12 protein-coding genes and 1 pseudogene are annotated in these 17,141 nt (G+C 55.9%); 9 read left to right on the top strand and 4 right to left on the bottom strand.

Annotated features, from left to right (window positions below; genetic code table 11):
• Positions 1-114: 114 nt before the first annotated feature.
• Both mutS and fdxA read left to right on the top strand, forming a co-directional pair.
• Positions 115-2,694, top strand: coding sequence for a DNA mismatch repair protein MutS (mutS, locus tag ACP7A4_RS02835; protein WP_048401056.1), 2,580 nt, complete (start codon positions 115-117; stop codon positions 2,692-2,694).
• Between the two features lie 130 nt (positions 2,695-2,824).
• A complete protein-coding gene (fdxA, locus tag ACP7A4_RS02830) occupies positions 2,825-3,148 on the top strand; it encodes a ferredoxin FdxA (RefSeq protein ID WP_048362742.1) in 324 nt (107 codons plus the stop codon).
• A gap of 61 nt (positions 3,149-3,209) precedes the next feature.
• On the opposite strand, the pseudogene ACP7A4_RS02825 reads toward fdxA, so the two are convergent.
• From ACP7A4_RS02825 to ACP7A4_RS02810, 4 genes and pseudogenes are all read right to left on the bottom strand, one after another.
• A pseudogene (locus ACP7A4_RS02825) lies at positions 3,210-4,566 on the bottom strand (IS3 family transposase).
• Between the two features lie 148 nt (positions 4,567-4,714).
• Positions 4,715-5,344: a CoA transferase subunit B gene (locus ACP7A4_RS02820; protein ID WP_048401058.1), complete on the bottom strand. Its 630-nt coding sequence runs from the start codon at positions 5,342-5,344 to the stop codon at positions 4,715-4,717.
• Positions 5,345-5,346: 2 nt separating this feature from the next.
• Positions 5,347-6,045, bottom strand: coding sequence for a CoA transferase subunit A (locus ACP7A4_RS02815; protein ID WP_059764827.1), 699 nt, complete (start codon positions 6,043-6,045; stop codon positions 5,347-5,349).
• Positions 6,046-6,421: 376 nt separating this feature from the next.
• Positions 6,422-7,093, bottom strand: a complete 672-nt coding sequence (locus ACP7A4_RS02810) for a TetR family transcriptional regulator (RefSeq protein WP_059765185.1) — start codon at positions 7,091-7,093, stop codon at positions 6,422-6,424.
• A 267-nt stretch (positions 7,094-7,360) separates the two neighbouring features.
• Here ACP7A4_RS02810 and ACP7A4_RS02805 point away from each other — a divergent pair, with 267 nt between their 5' ends.
• The 7 genes from ACP7A4_RS02805 (at position 7,361) to ACP7A4_RS02775 (ending at position 16,823) form a co-directional block, all read left to right on the top strand.
• Positions 7,361-8,512 (top strand): efflux RND transporter periplasmic adaptor subunit, encoded by a 1,152-nt coding sequence (locus ACP7A4_RS02805; RefSeq protein WP_048362739.1) that lies wholly within the window; start codon positions 7,361-7,363, stop codon positions 8,510-8,512.
• A 3-nt stretch (positions 8,513-8,515) separates the two neighbouring features.
• Positions 8,516-11,674, top strand: coding sequence for an efflux RND transporter permease subunit (locus ACP7A4_RS02800; RefSeq protein WP_426245436.1), 3,159 nt, complete (start codon positions 8,516-8,518; stop codon positions 11,672-11,674).
• On the top strand, positions 11,671-13,122 hold the full coding sequence (locus ACP7A4_RS02795) for an AdeC/AdeK/OprM family multidrug efflux complex outer membrane factor (protein WP_048362737.1): 1,452 nt from the start codon (positions 11,671-11,673) through the stop codon (positions 13,120-13,122). Before ACP7A4_RS02800 ends, ACP7A4_RS02795 begins: the two co-directional genes overlap by 4 nt.
• 404 nt (positions 13,123-13,526) lie before the next feature.
• Positions 13,527-14,717, top strand: coding sequence for an NAD(P)/FAD-dependent oxidoreductase (locus ACP7A4_RS02790; protein ID WP_426245434.1), 1,191 nt, complete (start codon positions 13,527-13,529; stop codon positions 14,715-14,717).
• 24 nt (positions 14,718-14,741) lie between these two features.
• Complete coding sequence (locus tag ACP7A4_RS02785; protein WP_426245432.1) at positions 14,742-15,137, top strand: hypothetical protein; 396 nt, start codon at positions 14,742-14,744, stop codon at positions 15,135-15,137.
• 21 nt (positions 15,138-15,158) lie between these two features.
• On the top strand, positions 15,159-15,983 hold the full coding sequence (locus ACP7A4_RS02780) for a methyltransferase domain-containing protein (protein WP_059764835.1): 825 nt from the start codon (positions 15,159-15,161) through the stop codon (positions 15,981-15,983).
• A gap of 639 nt (positions 15,984-16,622) precedes the next feature.
• The gene (locus tag ACP7A4_RS02775; protein WP_048362734.1) at positions 16,623-16,823 is read left to right on the top strand and encodes a hypothetical protein; all 201 of its coding nucleotides are present in this window, start codon (positions 16,623-16,625) and stop codon (positions 16,821-16,823) included.
• Positions 16,824-17,141 lie beyond the last annotated feature (318 nt).

The raw sequence follows: 17,141 nt of genomic DNA, 5'->3' as shown, positions 1-17,141 counted from the left end.
CCCACCGCGCCTGCTAAGCAGGCATTACCCGTGTTAACCTTGCGCCCATTGCAAAAAGCCGTGCGTGGCACCCGCTTTTCACCCCTCTTTTTAAATGAATCCGCCTAAGCCCTGATGAGTAAAAATACTTCCGATCTGTCCTCACACACGCCGATGATGCAGCAGTACTGGCGCCTGAAGAACCAGCACCCTGATCAGTTGATGTTCTATCGCATGGGCGACTTCTACGAAATCTTCTATGAGGATGCAAAGAAGGCCGCCAAATTGCTGGACATCACTCTCACGGCGCGTGGGCAGTCGGCAGGGCAGGCGATTCCGATGTGCGGGATTCCTTACCACGCAGCCGAAGGCTATTTGGCCAAGCTGGTCAAGCTCGGCGAGTCGGTGGTGATTTGCGAGCAAGTAGGCGACCCGGCCACCAGTAAAGGCCCGGTCGACCGTCAGGTGGTGCGCATCATCACGCCGGGTACGGTCAGTGACGAAGCGTTGCTGGATGAGCGCCGCGATAACCTGATCGCCGCCGTGCTGGGTGATGAGCGCCTGTTTGGCCTGGCCGTGCTGGATATCACCAGTGGTAACTTTTCGGTCGTCGAGATCAAGGGCTGGGAAAACCTGCTGGCTGAGCTGGAGCGCATCAACCCGGTTGAGCTGATGATCCCGGATGACTGGCCACAAGGCCTGCCAGCCGAGAAGCGCCGTGGCGTACGTCGTCGAGCGCCGTGGGACTTTGAGCGCGACTCTGCATTAAAAAGCCTGTGCCAACAGTTCTCGACCCAGGACCTTAAGGGCTTTGGCTGCGAGAACCTGACCCTGGCCATTGGCGCCGCAGGCTGTTTGCTCAGCTACGCCAAAGAAACCCAGCGCACCGCCCTGCCCCATTTACGCAGCCTGCGCCATGAACGACTCGATGACACCGTGGTGCTGGACGGCGCCAGCCGACGCAACCTTGAGCTGGATACCAACCTGGCGGGGGGGCGTGATAACACACTGCAATCGGTGGTTGATCGCTGCCAAACCTCAATGGGCAGCCGCTTGCTGACCCGTTGGTTGAACCGTCCGCTACGCGACCTGCCCGTTCTGTTGGCGCGCCAGTCGTCAATCACCTGTTTGCTCGATGGCTACCGTTTTGAGCGCTTGCAACCGCAGCTCAAGGAAATCGGCGATCTGGAGCGTATTCTGGCGCGTATCGGCCTGCGTAATGCGCGGCCGCGCGACCTGGCCCGACTGCGCGATGCCCTGGCGGCACTGCCTGAACTGCAAGACGCCATGCTGGACCTGCATGCCCCGCACTTGCAGCAACTGGCCGTGACCACCAGCACCTACCCCGAGCTGGCCGCGTTGCTGGACAGAGCCATTATTGATAATCCGCCTGCGGTCATTCGCGACGGCGGCGTGCTGAAGACCGGCTATGACGCCGAACTCGATGAGCTGCAAGCCCTGAGCGAAAACGCCGGTCAGTTTCTGATCGACCTGGAAGCACGCGAAAAAGCCCGCACCGGACTGGCCAACCTTAAGGTCGGTTACAACCGAGTGCACGGTTACTTCATCGAACTGCCGAGCAAACAGGCCGAACAGGCACCCGCCGATTACATTCGCCGTCAAACCCTCAAAGGCGCCGAACGGTTTATCACCCCGGAACTCAAGGCGTTTGAAGACAAAGCCTTGTCGGCCAAGAGCCGTGCACTGGCACGCGAAAAGATGCTTTACGAAGCGTTGCTCGAAACCTTGATCGGCGAGTTGCCACCGCTTCAAGACACGGCCGCGGCTTTAGCCGAACTGGACGTTTTGAGCAACCTGGCCGAGCGTGCACTGAACCTCGATTTGAATTGCCCGCGCTTTGTTGAAGAACCGTGCATGCGCATAAGCCAGGGCCGTCACCCGGTGGTTGAGCAAGTACTGACCACACCGTTTGTGGCCAACGATCTGGCACTGGATGACAACACCCGCATGCTGGTGATTACCGGCCCGAACATGGGCGGTAAATCGACTTATATGCGACAAACCGCGCTGATCGTGTTGCTGGCACACATCGGCAGCTTTGTTCCGGCCGCCAGCTGCGAACTGTCGCTGGTCGACCGGATCTTTACCCGTATCGGTTCCAGCGATGACCTGGCCGGTGGACGCTCGACCTTTATGGTGGAAATGAGCGAAACCGCCAATATCTTGCATAACGCAACCGAACGCAGCCTGGTACTGATGGACGAAGTGGGCCGCGGCACCAGCACATTTGACGGTTTGTCGCTGGCATGGGCTGCGGCAGAACGACTCGCCCAGCTTCGCGCCTACACGTTGTTTGCCACCCACTATTTCGAGCTGACCGTACTGCCGGAAAACGAGCCATTGGTGGCCAACGTGCATTTGAGTGCCACCGAGCACAATGAGCGCATCGTCTTCTTGCACCACGTCTTGCCCGGTCCGGCCAGTCAGAGCTATGGCCTTGCAGTGGCGCAATTGGCGGGGGTTCCGGCCAATGTCATCACCCGCGCACGGGAGCATTTGAGCCGTCTTGAAACCACCAGCCTGCCGCATGAAGCGCCTGCTCCGGTGCCCGGAAGAAAATCAGCGCCCCAGCAGAGCGATATGTTTGCTAGCCTTGCGCATCCGGTGCTGGACGACTTGGCCAAGCTTGATCTTGACGAGCTGACGCCACGCAAAGCCCTTGATTTGCTCTACACATTAAAGACACGCATCTAACCATGCGCTAGAATCGCGCGCGGTTCGGGATGCTACTGGCCTTTTAGCCTGATCAGTGGATATCACTCCCGAACCTGGCGAACCCGACCTGGAAGGGCTTCGCTGCCGCCGCCTGAGGAGAAAATTAGAAATGACCTTCGTCGTCACCGACAACTGCATCAAGTGCAAGTACACCGACTGCGTAGAAGTCTGTCCGGTGGACTGCTTTTACGAAGGCCCGAACTTCCTGGTGATTCACCCGGACGAGTGCATTGACTGCGCGCTTTGTGAGCCTGAATGCCCGGCGCAAGCCATCTTCTCCGAAGATGAAGTGCCCGCTGACATGCAAGAGTTTATTCAGTTGAATGTGGAACTGGCTGAAATCTGGCCAAACATCACTGAACGTAAAGACGCTCTGCCGGACGCGGCAGAATGGGATGGCGTGAAAGGCAAGCTCAAAGATCTGGAACGCTGATTCACGCTGCACCAAAAAGCCCCGCCTCTGAACTGACCCCATTAAGTTGGACAGTTTGAAGCTAGGGCCTTACGGGCTGGGTTCTGTATTGAACAGGACTCAGCCCTTTTAGCTTCAGCTTTATGCGTTCGTGATTGTAATAGTGGATGTAATCATCCAGCCCGGCCTTCAACTGGTCAACGCTGGTGAAGCGGTTCAGATAGTAAAACTCGGTTTTCAGCGTGCCGAAAAAGCTCTCCATCGTCGCATTGTCATAGCAATTTCCCTTTCGCGACATACTCTGACTCAACTCTCTTTCCTCAAGCTGACGTCGATAGGCGGCCATCTGGTAGTGCCAGCCCTGATCTGAGTGAAGCATGGGTTTCTCATGCGCTTTCAAGCAGCTCAGCGCTTTTTTGAGCATGTCGCTCACCATCGAAAAGCGAGGTGCGGTCTCCATTTGGTAGGCCACAATTTCGCCGTTATACAGATCAAGAACAGGCGAAAGGTACAGTTTCACCCCCGCGATCTTGAACTCTGTAATGTCAGTCACCCATTTTTGATTGGGCTGCTCGAACCCACGCGCCAAATGGTTAGGCGCTATACGGCCTACAGGGCCTTTATAGGAGCGGTATCGCTTGGGTCTGACGAGCGATTTCAGCTGTAGCTGCCCCATGAGGCGCTGGATTTTTTTGTGGTTCACCACAGTGCCTAAGTGACCTATAGCGGCTGTGATGCGCCGATAGCCATAACGGCCCTTGTGTTGCTCAAATACAGATTTGATCTGCGTCTTGAGCGAGGCGTGCTTGTCCATCACCTGCAAAGCTTTCTGCTGGTAGTAAAACGTACTGCGTGCCAAGCCAGACGCTTGAAGCAAGCCGTCCAATGGGTAGTGCAGCCTCAATGCCAGAACTATTTGCGCTTTTTGGCGCGTGCAGCCAGTTCGTCTGCCTGGATCAAGGCTTTCAGCTTTTTTAAATAAGCGTTCTCCATCCGCAAATACTCCACTTCGGCGAGCAGTTGCTCACGAGACGGCGAGTCAGCATCACAAGAAGTGGTAACAGGTTTGGATGGCTTTTTGGACATTTTGGCTGCAGGACCTGGTTTGCGAGAGGTCAAAGCCTCAATGCCGCCACTGTAATACTGGCGCTCCCAAATACCTACCTGATTGGCGTTGCGAAGGTCGAACAAAGCCGTCGTCTCGCGATAAGACAGCTCATCACGCCACATTCGTTGCAAGACAGAAAGCTTGAAGCCTGGGCTGTGTCGGCGATGTATTTTTTAAGGCTTGCGGCACCGTGGATGCGGTAGCTGGCGACCCACCGGCGCAGCATTCCAAACTCTATTTCATGCTTGTCAGCGGCCACACGATAGCTTGTGCCGCCAGCAAGGTAAGAGGTTATTGCTTCAAGCTTGAATTGCTCTGAGTATTTGCTCATGAAAAAACACCCCAAAAGTCAGGACGGGTGTCCAACTTTTGGGGTGCAGTTCACCTCACCTGAGCCGGGGCTTTTTTACATTTCAGGGCACGCTACGTAGTCGCAGCCTTGTGTTTCTCGTCAGCGCCTACAAGCTTTGATCAGCGTTTTAGCCGTTGATCTCACAGCCCGTAGCTTCTTGAAGTTGTTCACGGGTAACACCTGAAGCCAACTCAACGAGCGTGAGACCTTGCTCCGTCACATCAAGCACGCCCAGATCCGTGATGATTCGATCCACCACGCCTACGCCGGTCAGCGGCAAATCACACTGCTTGAGCAGTTTGTGAACGCCACCTTTGGCAGTGTGCTCCATCAACACGACGACGCGTTTGACCCCTGCCACCAGATCCATTGCACCGCCCATGCCTTTTACCATCTTGCCGGGAATCATCCAGTTGGCCAGGTCACCGTGCTCGGAGACCTGCATCGCCCCCAGGATCGACAAGTTGATGTGCCCGCCGCGAATCATGGCAAACGAATCGGCACTATTAAAGAAGCTGCTGCCAGGCAAGGTGGTGATGGTTTGCTTGCCGGCATTAATCAGGTCGGCATCGACTTCATCTTCGGTGGGAAATGGGCCAATCCCCAGTAAGCCGTTCTCACTTTGCAGCCACACGTCCATGCCCGCAGGAATGTAGTTGGCCACCAGCGTCGGCAAACCGATACCCAGGTTGACGTAGAAACCATCCTGCAATTCTTGGGCGGCGCGGTGCGCCATTTCTTCACGAGTCCAGGCCATGATCAGGCGCTCCGCACAGTGCGTTGTTCGATGCGTTTTTGCGGGGTGGCATTGAGTATCAGCCGCTGCACATAAATCCCGGGCAGATGAACCTGATCAGGTTCAATCTCACCAACTTCAACGATCTCTTCAACTTCAACTACACACACTTTGGCCGCCATTGCAGCCAGCGGATTGAAGTTACGTGCGGTTTTATTGAACAGCAGGTTGCCGGACTTATCCGCCTTCCAGGCTTTGACCAACGCGACGTCCGCACGCAGTGAACGCTCCATGACATACCATTCCCCGTCGAACTCTCGGGTTTCCTTGCCTTCGGCAACCAGGGTGCCGTAACCGGTTTTGGTAAAGAACGCCGGAATACCCGCGCCCCCCGCACGCAGCTTTTCAGCCAGGGTGCCTTGCGGGGTGAATTCCAGCTCCAGCTCGCCCGCCAGGTATTGACGCTCGAACTCTTTGTTCTCACCCACGTAGGAAGAAATCATTTTGCGTATTTGACGGGTGGCCAGCAGTTGGCCCAATCCAAACCCGTCGACACCCGCGTTGTTGCTGATGACGGTCAAGTCGCGCTTGCCGGTGTCACGCAAGGCGCCGATCAGTGCTTCTGGAATCCCACACAATCCAAAACCGCCCACGGCCAGGGTCATGCCGTCTTCGACGAGCCCCTGCAAGGCGGATTGCGCACTCGAGTAAATCTTATTCACTTGTTATTCCTCGAATTCACCACGCACACATGCCGTACGTGGCCTGCTTGCTTTAGTCGAGAACGAACACACAGTAAGGCAGGTGCCCGCTCCCCGATTCTGGCTGCATTGGCCTTAAGCCAACGCGTTGCCCGAGTGTAGGGGAAGGCGGCGCGGGAACTCTAGCCATGAGTGAAGATGGCGCACAAATAAATGCGCGAGGTGTCGCGCTTGCGCAACTCTTTGACGTGCAGGCCGCTCGAGTGGCCTTTCCATTAACGAGGTCGTAACAATTGACCTACAAAATACTTAGCTCGCTAACTTTAAACCCGCGACCTAGACGTATATAAAGACCGCCGGACTTTAAAAAGTCATTAGAGCAAAATCTTCTCTCGCCTTATGGCTGTAGGGAACTAGACTCAGATTCGGTTTTGTCTGATGTTCGCAGCGCAGGATTGAGTCGTAGCATGTCCAGGCCAATGTCGACCCATGTCTCTGCCTCTCCATGAAGCTCGAAACTGTCTGGAACCAGTAGCCATTGCCCGAGAATGCCGTCGATATAGGCATGTAAACAAATGGCGGCTCGGCGTACGTCGAGTGTTTTAGGGAGTTGTTGGCGATGAACTGCATTACTCAGGGTCAGCTCGATTCGACTGTTGCAGTCGGCCATCGCGACTTGGCGCTGACGACGCAAATCGCACATTTCGTCAGTGAATTCGCACTTATGAAACAAAATCTCGTTGATACGTCGAGTTTTGGGATCGTTCGCAACTTGATGAAACAAATGGATCAACAGCTTGCGCATGCAGCCAAGCGGATCAATTTCGTCCTGACTTTCACTGGCTTTTGCCAATGCGTCCAAAGGTTCATGCAGGCTATCGAGCATCGCCTGTACCAAGTCAGCTTTATTGCTGAAATGCCAGTAGATGGCACCTCGAGTCACACCCGCCAACGTGGCAATATCCGCCAACGTCGTGCGCGCTACACCCCGTTCATAAAAGGCCCGTTCGGCCGCTTCGAGGATGGCACTGCGGGTTTCCTGAGCTTCTTCTTTGGTACGACGCACCATGGCAATAAAAACCTCAATCAGGGCGGTTCTGAGCACGGCGTAAAGCCTTCAAAACCTATATCGGGTGGCGTTTGTTGTGCCTTATCCCGGCCTACATCTCACGCATTGAAAAGGGTTGCGGCATGCCTTTAACGACACAACCCCGCTATTTACAAACAGACACGAATGTAAGTATATTCCTTAGCAAGCTACTTATCCACCCGGAACAGCTTTCTTTACCCTTCCACTATTCTTGTGCGCTTTCGCGTGCCTGACCCGAGGATCTTCATGCAATTCAAGCCAGCTGTTACCGCTCTGGTTGCCGCCGTCGCCCTGGCATCGCTGCTCAGCGGATGCAAAAAGGAAGAAGCGGCACCCGCACCCCAAATCCCTCAGGTCGGCGTCGTGACGCTCAAAGCTCAGCCGTTCACCCTGACCACTGATCTTCCGGGCCGAACCACGTCTTATCGTTCTGCCGAGGTTCGACCTCAGGTCAACGGGATTATTCTCAAGCGCCTGTTCAAAGAAGGCTCTGACGTCAAAGTTGGCCAACAGCTGTATCAAATTGATCCGGCTATCTATGAAAGTGCCGTATTGAGTGCCCGCGCGACCTTACAATCCGCCAAATCGCTGGCTGATCGCTACAAGCAATTGGTCGCAGAGCAAGCCGTGAGCCGTCAGGAATACGACAACGCTGAAGCCGCTCGCCTGGAAGCTGAGGCCACTCTCAATACCGCTCAAGTCAATCTGCGCTACACCAAAGTGCTGGCGCCGCTGACCGGCCGTATCGGTCGCTCGCTGTACACCGAAGGTGCGCTGGTGACCAGCGGTCAGGCCAACGCGCTGGCCGTTATTACTCAACTGGACCCCATCTATGTTGACGTGACCCAGTCCTCTGTCGAGATGCTGGAACTGCGCAAAGACCTCGCTGATGGCCGCTTGAAAAAAGCTGGCGATAACGCAGCCAAGGTCAAATTGACCCTGCCGGACGGCAGCGAGTACGCACAAGAAGGTCGCTTGGAATTCAGCGAAGTGTCGGTCGACGAAACCACCGGTTCCGTGACGCTGCGTGCCCTGTTCCCCAACCCCGACGAGATTCTGTTGCCAGGCATGTTTGTGCACGCGCAACTGGAAGCGGGCATCGACAGCCACGCGATTCTGGCACCTCAAGTGGGCGTGACGCATAACCTCAAAGGCCAGCCGACAGCAATGGTTGTAGGGCCGGACAACAAGGTCGAACTGCGCGTACTGCAAGCATCCCGTACCGTGGGCAGCGACTGGCTGGTAGAGAAAGGTTTGAACCCTGGCGATCGCCTGATCACCGACGGCCTGCAATTCGTCAAGCCAGGTGTTGAAGTCAAGATCATGGAAAAACCACAAGGCGCAACCCCGGCAGCTGCCCCGGCAACAGAACAAGCTGCAGGCAGTAAAGGGGAGTAAACCATGTCGAAATTTTTTATCGACCGTCCGATTTTCGCTTGGGTAATCGCCTTGGTGATCATGCTGGTCGGGGCTCTATCGATCCTCAAACTTCCGATCAACCAATACCCGAGCATCGCACCGCCGGCTATCTCGATCTCCGTGACCTACCCGGGCGCTTCGGCGCAAACCGTGCAGGACACCGTGGTCCAGGTGATCGAGCAGCAGCTCAACGGTATTGACCACCTGCGTTATGTATCGTCTGAAAGTAACTCCGACGGCAGCATGACCATCACCGCCACGTTCGAGCAAGGCACCGACCCCGACACCGCTCAGGTGCAGGTGCAGAACAAGCTCAACCTGGCGACCCCACTGCTGCCTCAAGAGGTTCAGCAGCAAGGTATCCGCGTGACCAAGGCAGTGAAAAACTTCCTGATGGTTATCGGTGTGGTGTCTGAAGACGGCAGCATGAACAAAGACGACTTGTCGAACTACATCGTCTCTAACATGCAGGATCCGATCTCCCGTACCGAAGGTGTGGGCGACTTCCAGGTGTTCGGCGCCCAGTACGCCATGCGTATCTGGCTCGATCCAGCCAAGCTGAACAAGTACAACCTGACCCCGGTGGACGTTAAGTCCGCTATCAGCTCACAGAACGTACAGGTGTCCTCCGGGCAACTGGGCGGCCTGCCAGCTGTAAAAGGTCAAGAGCTGAACGCAACCATCATCGGCAAAACGCGCCTGCAAACTGCTGAAGAGTTCAAAAAGATACTGCTTAAAGTCAACACCGACGGCTCTCAGGTACGTCTGCACGACGTCGCCGAAGTCGCTTTGGGCGGTGAGAACTACAGCATCAGCGCGCAGTACAACGGCAAACCGTCTTCGGGTCTGGCGATCAAACTGGCCACCAATGCCAACGCACTGGACACGGCCAAGGCGCTGCACAAAACCATCGATGATCTGGCTCCGTTCTTCCCGCCCGGCATGAAAGTGGTTTACCCGTACGACACCACGCCAGTGGTATCGGCCTCGATCAAGGGCGTTGTTGAAACCCTGGTTGAAGCCGTCGCCCTGGTGTTCCTGGTGATGTTCCTGTTCCTGCAAAACTTCCGTGCCACCATCATCACCACCATGACGGTGCCAGTGGTATTGCTGGGTACATTCGGCATTCTCGCAGCAGCCGGTTTCAGCATTAACACCCTGACCATGTTCGGCATGGTACTGGCCATCGGCTTGCTGGTGGACGACGCCATCGTTGTGGTGGAAAACGTCGAACGGGTCATGAGCGAAGAAGGATTGTCACCCAAGGAAGCCACCAAGAAATCCATGGAGCAAATCCAGGGTGCCCTGGTGGGTATTGCCTTGGTACTGTCAGCCGTATTGCTGCCAATGGCGTTCTTCAGCGGCTCGACCGGTGTGATCTACAAACAGTTCTCGATCACTATTGTTTCGGCGATGGCGCTTTCGGTACTGGTTGCCCTGATCTTCACCCCGGCCTTGTGCGCCACCATGCTCAAGCCCGTCAAAAAAGGGGATCACGGCGAAAACAAACGCGGTTTCTTCGGCTGGTTCAACCGCACTTTCGACAGTGGCGTGAAGCGCTACGAGAAAGGTGTCGGCAACATCCTGCGCCACAAGGCTCCGTACCTGCTGGCATACGTGCTGATCGTCGTCGGCATGGTCTTCCTGTTTACACGCATTCCTACCTCGTTCCTGCCAGAAGAAGACCAGGGCGTACTCTTCGCCCAGGTCCAAACCCCGGCCGGTACGACAGCAGAACGCACCCAGGTGGTGATTGACCGCATGCGCGAATACTTGCTCGCCGATGAATCGGCGGCAGTGTCTTCGGTGTTTACCGTGAACGGCTTTAACTTCGCCGGTCGCGGCCAAAGCTCCGGCCTGGCGTTCATCATGCTCAAGCCTTGGGGCGAGCGTGATGCCGACAACAGCGTGTTTGCACTGGCAGCCCGTGCTCAGGCGCACTTCTCCACCTTCCGCGATGCAATGGTGTTTGCCTTTGCCCCACCGGCAGTGATGGAGCTGGGTAATGCCACCGGTTTTGACGTGTACCTGCAAGACCGCGCCGGTATTGGTCACGAAAAGCTGATGCAAGCCCGCAACCAGTTCCTGGGCATGGCATCGCAAAGCAAGATCCTGGCAGGCGTGCGACCTAACGGCCTGAACGATGAACCGCAATACCAACTGGAAATCGATGACGAAGCGGCTCGCGCCCTGGGCGTTAGCCTGACAGACATCAACAACACTCTGTCTATCGGTCTGGGTGCCAGCTACGTCAACGACTTCATCGACCGTGGTCGTGTGAAAAAGGTTTACCTGCAAGGCGAAGCTGACTCGCGGATGAACCCCGAAGACCTGAAGAAGTGGTACGTGCGTAACGACGAAGGAACCATGGTGCCGTTCTCGGCATTCGCCAAAGGCAAGTGGACCTACGGTGCACCGAAGCTGTCGCGCTACAACGGCGTAGAAGCCATGGAAATCCTCGGTGCCCCGGCACCCGGCTACAGCAGTGGTGAAGCCATGGCTGAAGTTGAAGCCCTGGCCAAGAAACTGCCGGCAGGTGTAGGTATTTCCTGGACTGGCCTGTCATACGAGGAGCGTCTGTCGGGTTCGCAAGCACCTGCTTTGTACGCAATTTCCTTGCTGATGGTGTTCCTGTGTCTCGCAGCGCTGTATGAAAGCTGGTCAATCCCGATTGCAGTGATGTTGGTTGTACCGCTGGGGATTATCGGCGCCTTGCTGGCCACCAGCCTGCGCGGACTGTCCAACGACGTGTACTTCCAGGTGGGCTTGCTCACGACCATCGGTCTGGCATCGAAAAACGCCATTCTGATCGTCGAGTTCGCCAAAGAGCTGCATGAACAAGGGCGAACCCTGACCGAGGCCGCCATCGAGGCGTGCCGTATGCGTCTGCGTCCGATCATCATGACGTCGCTGGCGTTCGTATTGGGTGTGATCCCGTTGGCCATCTCCTCAGGCGCCGGTTCAGGCAGCCAGCACGCCATTGGTACCGGTGTAATCGGCGGTATGATCACCGCCACGGTTCTGGCCGTGTTCTGGGTGCCTCTGTTCTTCGTTGCCGTGTCGTCTTTTGGCAGCAAGGACAAAGAAGAACAGACGAAAGTAGATCTGACTAAAACTCCAAATCAAGAGGCTGGCCAATGAGCAAGTCGCTTCTCGCAGTAGCGGTCGCAGCGTTTACGCTGGGCGGCTGCTCGCTGATCCCTGACTACCAGCGCCCTGAAGCGCCGGTAGCAGCGCAGTACCCGCAAGGCCCGGCCTACAAGCCAAACGAAGCGCCGAATCAAACGGCTGCCGAGCAAGGCTGGCGTCAGTTTTTTCATGACCCGGCCCTGCAACAGTTGATTCAGACGGCACTGGTCAACAACCGTGACCTTCGGGTCGCGGCCTTGAACATTGATGCGTATGCCGCGCAGTACCGTATTCAGCGTGCGGACCTGTTCCCGGCAGTAAACGCGAATGCCAGCGGTAGCCGTCAACGCACACCTGGGCGCATGTCGCAAACAGGCGAGTCGGGCATCACCAGCCAGTACTCGGCAACCCTTGGGGTCAGCGCGTATGAACTGGACCTGTTCGGGCGGATTCGCAGCCTGAACGATCAGGCGTTGCAAAACTACTTTGCAACCGAAGAAGCCCGCCGCACCACTCAGATCAGTCTGGTTGCCAGCGTCGCCAATGCCTACTTGACCTGGCAGGCCGACAAAGAGCTGCTCAAGCTGACTGAAGACACGCTCAAAGCGTTCAATGAGAGCTACAAGCTCACCTTGCGCAGCAATGAAGTGGGCGTGGCATCGGCTCTGGATGTGAGCCAGTCCCGTACCTCGGTCGAAAACGCCAAGGTGCAACTGGCGCGTTACACCCGTCAGGTCGCTCAAGATCAGAACAGCCTGGCGCTGCTGCTCGGCACGACGCTTCCAGAGAACCTGCCCGCGAGCAAGCCGCTGGCTGCCGACTTGCTGAACGAAGTACCGGCCGGCTTGCCATCGGACCTGCTGCAACGTCGCCCGGACATTCTGGAGGCCGAGCACAAGCTGTTGGCCGCCAACGCCAACATCGGCGCGGCCCGTGCGGCATTCTTCCCCAGCATCAGCCTCACCGCCAATGCCGGAACCTTGAGCCCGGACTTGTCCGGGCTGTTCAAGGGTGGCTCGGGTACGTGGCTGTTCTCGCCGCAAATCACACTGCCAATCTTCAACGCAGGTGCTTTGCGCGCCAGCCTGGACTACTCGAAAATCCAGAAGGACATCACCGTCTCGCAATACGAGAAGGCGATCCAGACGGCATTTCAGGAAGTATCTGACGGTTTGGCCGCTCGCCAGACTTACAGCCAGCAGTTGCAAGCGCAGACTGATTTCGTCAACGCCAACCAGGATTACTACCGGTTAGCCGAACGTCGTTATCGCATTGGCGTGGACAGCAACCTGACTTTCCTCGATGCCCAGCGCTCGTTGTTCAGCGCCCAACAGTCGTTGATCAGTGACCGTCTTTCGCAGTTGACCAGCGAGGTCAACCTGTACAAGGCACTGGGTGGGGGCTGGTACGAACAGACCGGGCAAAACCGCCCGATCTCTTCAGAGCCGCCGAAGGCCTGATTGTCACTTAGCGTCACGAAAAACCCGCCTGAAGGCGGGTTTTTTCGTTTGCTCACGGGTGTAAATCACCACTGCTTCTGTCGAATCCTCCCCGTCCATCCGGATTAAACACGTCATTTAATCCATCAAACCGGTTGCATGCAGCCCATCACCACGTCGATTTAATCGCCCCCTGTGTAGAAAAACGGTTCTTTGATAAGCACTTAACACGCCTGATAGGTGCCGCTCCCTTATCGAGCCAACATTCCCCTCCCTTTTGCACCCTGCTCACTCGGCTGGCGAAAAAGCACCGACCACATACAGTTATCTCGATAACCGGATTTTGTGTGCGTGTTTAAAACAACAGGTCAGTGCACGGCCCTTTTCAGGCAGCCGCGTGACGACCCGACCACGGAGGTCACGCAATGCTAAAAAAAATCATCATCGTCGGTGGCGGTGTGGGGGGCACATTGCTCGCCAACCAACTGGTCACCAAACTCTATCCAGAAATCAATCGAGGCGATGTGCAACTGACGTTGCTTTCAAACTCGCCCGACCACTACTACAAGCCCGCCTTCATGTACGTGGCATTCAACCAGTTCTTCGAGGAGGAGCTAAAACGCTCTGAGCGATCGCTGCTGCGACCCGAAATCGATTTCAACGTTGACGAGGTCACCCGCTTCGACTTCAACGCTCAAGCCCTGCATACCGCCAGTGGCAGACGCTATGGCTATGACTATTTAGTGATAGCCACAGGATGCGTGCCTGCGCCAGAACGTATCGAGGGTCTGAAAGAAGCTGGCGACCACTTCTATCAATACACACCGGCAAGACAATTGGCAGAACGCTTGAGCACGATCAAAAAAGGCCGCATTTTTATCACCGTATCGTTCCCCCAGACACCCAACGTGCCGCATCAATGCGGCATTGCCCCTGTAGAAACGACCCTGATGCTGGATGATTTTTTGCGCAAACGCGGGGTACGCGATCAAATCGAAATCATCTACACCTACCCCACTACAGCGCAATTGATGCGTAACTGCCTGTTTATGCAGCGCCGGGTGGGCGATGTGCTGCCGGGGGTTTTCGAGCAAAAAAACATACAGTTCCGACGCAGTTTCACCCTGAGCAAGGTAGATCCCGACGCACGCATTGCGTACAGCGCTGAGGGCGATGAGCAACCATTCGACATCTTGATGGCCACTCCGCCCATTCGCGCCGTGGACGCAGTGCTCAACAGCGGTGTGTCGCAGGCACAGAACCATGAAGGCTGGCTGCCTACCCATCATGAAACCCTTGAAGTGTATGGCCTGGAAAACGTTTACGTGATCGGTGACACGGTTGACCTGCCCATCAGCAAAGCCGGAGGTGCTTGTCACAATCAGGGGCCGGTCATCGCCAACAACATTGCGGGCAAGGTTCGCTTGGGCACTAACGTCAGTGTCTATGACGGCCGGGTGCAGGCCGTCGCTCAAATGGGCCTGAATGCCGGCATGCCGTTGTGGTACGACTACCAAGTCGATGTGCTGCCAACACCGCCGACCAAACTCGGCGGTTTACTCAGAAACGGATTTAACCGCGGACTGTATTGGGCTGTCGCCCGTGGAATGCTGTGACCCGATACCGGGAGGAGCGTACGTATGGAACACGTCAATCAAACACCCGACAACGATCAGGTTAGCCAAAACCCTATCACTGATCAGTCCCCCCTCGATCTGGGCGACCTGCTGAGCAAACTTGAGCCCTTGATTCAAAGCGGCCGTCTGGACAATCTGGTCGACGCCCTGTCCTTGGTCTCCGACACCGTAGACCTGCTGGACCCGGCCATGGTGGAAAAACTCGCGTTGCTGTTTGAACAAATCACGGCGGCCACCTGGTCGCTGGGCAATGCGGTGCGCATGGCGAGCGCGCAAACCGCCGCCCAAACCGAAGCCCCCAGCCTTCGCCAATTGCTGTCACTGCTGCGTCAGGAAGACACCCGACGTGGCTGCGCTGTTGCTTTACGAACTTTCAATGTCATCGGAAGACAACTCTGAAATGCACTGGAGGACCACCTCATGCTTGCCAATGTTCAGACACCCCCGGCACGGACTGCCAACACCCAATGGGACGCCAAGTCCTACCAACAATTTGCCCGGCTGCGTGAGCGGCCGGTGCTTGAGCTGCTGGACCATGTCGACCTGGAACACCCGCAACGTATCTATGATCTGGGCTGCGGCACCGGCATTGCGACGCAACTTCTCGCCAAACGCTGGCCATTGGCTGACCTGACCGGCATCGACAGCTCTGCCGAAATGCTGGAAGAGGCGACTTATTTACCCATTAAAGCGTTATGGCAAAAGTGTGATGTGCGCGAATGGCGGGCGCAAAGTCCGGCGGACCTTTTATTTGCCGCCGCTGTGTTGCACTTCATCAATGATCATCAATCATTGCTCCCGCAGTTATTGAGCCAGTTGAACACCGGCGGGTGCCTCGCCGCGCACATGCCTAACTGGCGCGATGCACTGTGGTACGAATTAATGCTGGAAACCCTGGAAACCGGAGGCCCGCAGGGTCGACCCCTTGGCTCTGCACGTCTGCGCCAATTCATGGCCGAACGTACGGTGCTCTCACTTAAAAGCTATTACCAATTACTGGCCCCCCTGACGAAGGAGCTGGATATTTGGGAAACCGAACACTTACAAGTAGTCGAAGGAACATCGCCTATTTTCGACTGGGTCAAAGTCTCCGCACTGCGCCCTGTGTTACTGGCACTGGGCGAGCGTGAGAAAGAACGCTTCATTGAGCAATACCTGCGTGTGGTGCATCAACACTACCCACAAGAAGCCAATGGCCAGACGCTGTTCCCGTTCAAACGCATTTTCATCCTCGCGACTGTCTGACTCGCGCTGTGTTTCATATATGGCTGCCGGGCAGCATGTCAGCAGCCATTGCTAATGTGTGCGCCTCACACAGGCAACATAAGCACTGTATAACCACGCTTTATTACCCCCCCTCGCGGGCATGAAAACTTGCTGAGTACTTTCAGACAGGTTTAAGTTCTGCGCCACATAGTCCTGAGTGAGTTGCTGTAGCACGCCCGTTCTATATCACGCGCACTCAACATCACATGAAGCGCTAACTTAAGTTGTAAGGCGCCAGCCCTGTTCACGGGTGAGTCAAACCACTCTGTACCGCCCATCAGCCAGGGCGGCCATGCGCCTGCACAGGAAAGTTGACGCCTGCAAAGTCCATCAGCGATAGTAGCGGCTGTTGTGCTCCTGCACGGTGCAGTACACCTCGCACGCCACCTTGAATTCATCTTTGTTAAGAAGACCGGTGGCCTATTCAGTACCGTGGTTTAAATCAGCTATTGATAAACCGGCCGCTCGCATAGGGGCTACCTCAAAACGACGGCGTACAGTTTCATGATTGAAACTACAAACGGCGTGCCTGTTTTAAATACGCAGGGCTGTTAATCCGTCCCTGCACGGAGCAACTAGGATTCACCCGACTCACTCTCTACTCCATTAGGTAACACTGTGACGAAAGACGAACTGCGCGCAGAACTTGAGCGACAGGAACAACGTTACAAGGACGTTTACGGCGGTGAAGTGACGACTTACGCGGCTCAGCCTGAGCCTGAGCGTAAGCCTTGGCGCAAACGCGCCAGCCTGATCGATCAGGCATTTACCCAAGAAATCCAAAAAATCGAAAAAGAGCTGAAACCTGAAGAGCCATAGCCTCTGTGCCAGCAGGTTCCACACACAGTCCATGCGCGTCCTCTCTTTGAAATCGGGGAGCGAATGTCAGCATCGATGACGGAATGTCGCTTCATAAACCTCCCGGACAAGAAATTTCATACGCATGATTCAGACATGCATAAAGGCTGACACATCACCTGCTCAATGGCTTATAGCCTTTGATATCAGCGGCTTGTAACCAGCATCCCACCCGTTGAAGCGATCCGGTCTGACAGGTTTTTTCATTTACAGATGTTACCAACGAGCAGCTAGTGCATCGATTACCGGGGTTTTCTGGCATAATCCGGCCCCCTTTAT

Source organism: Pseudomonas sp. TWR3-1-1 (genome assembly GCF_049896545.1).
GTDB classification, from domain to species: Bacteria; Pseudomonadota; Gammaproteobacteria; order Pseudomonadales; family Pseudomonadaceae; genus Aquipseudomonas; species Aquipseudomonas weihenstephanensis.
The sequence above is the reverse complement of the archived record's forward strand: the minus strand, read 5'-3'. Positions and strand labels throughout refer to the sequence as shown.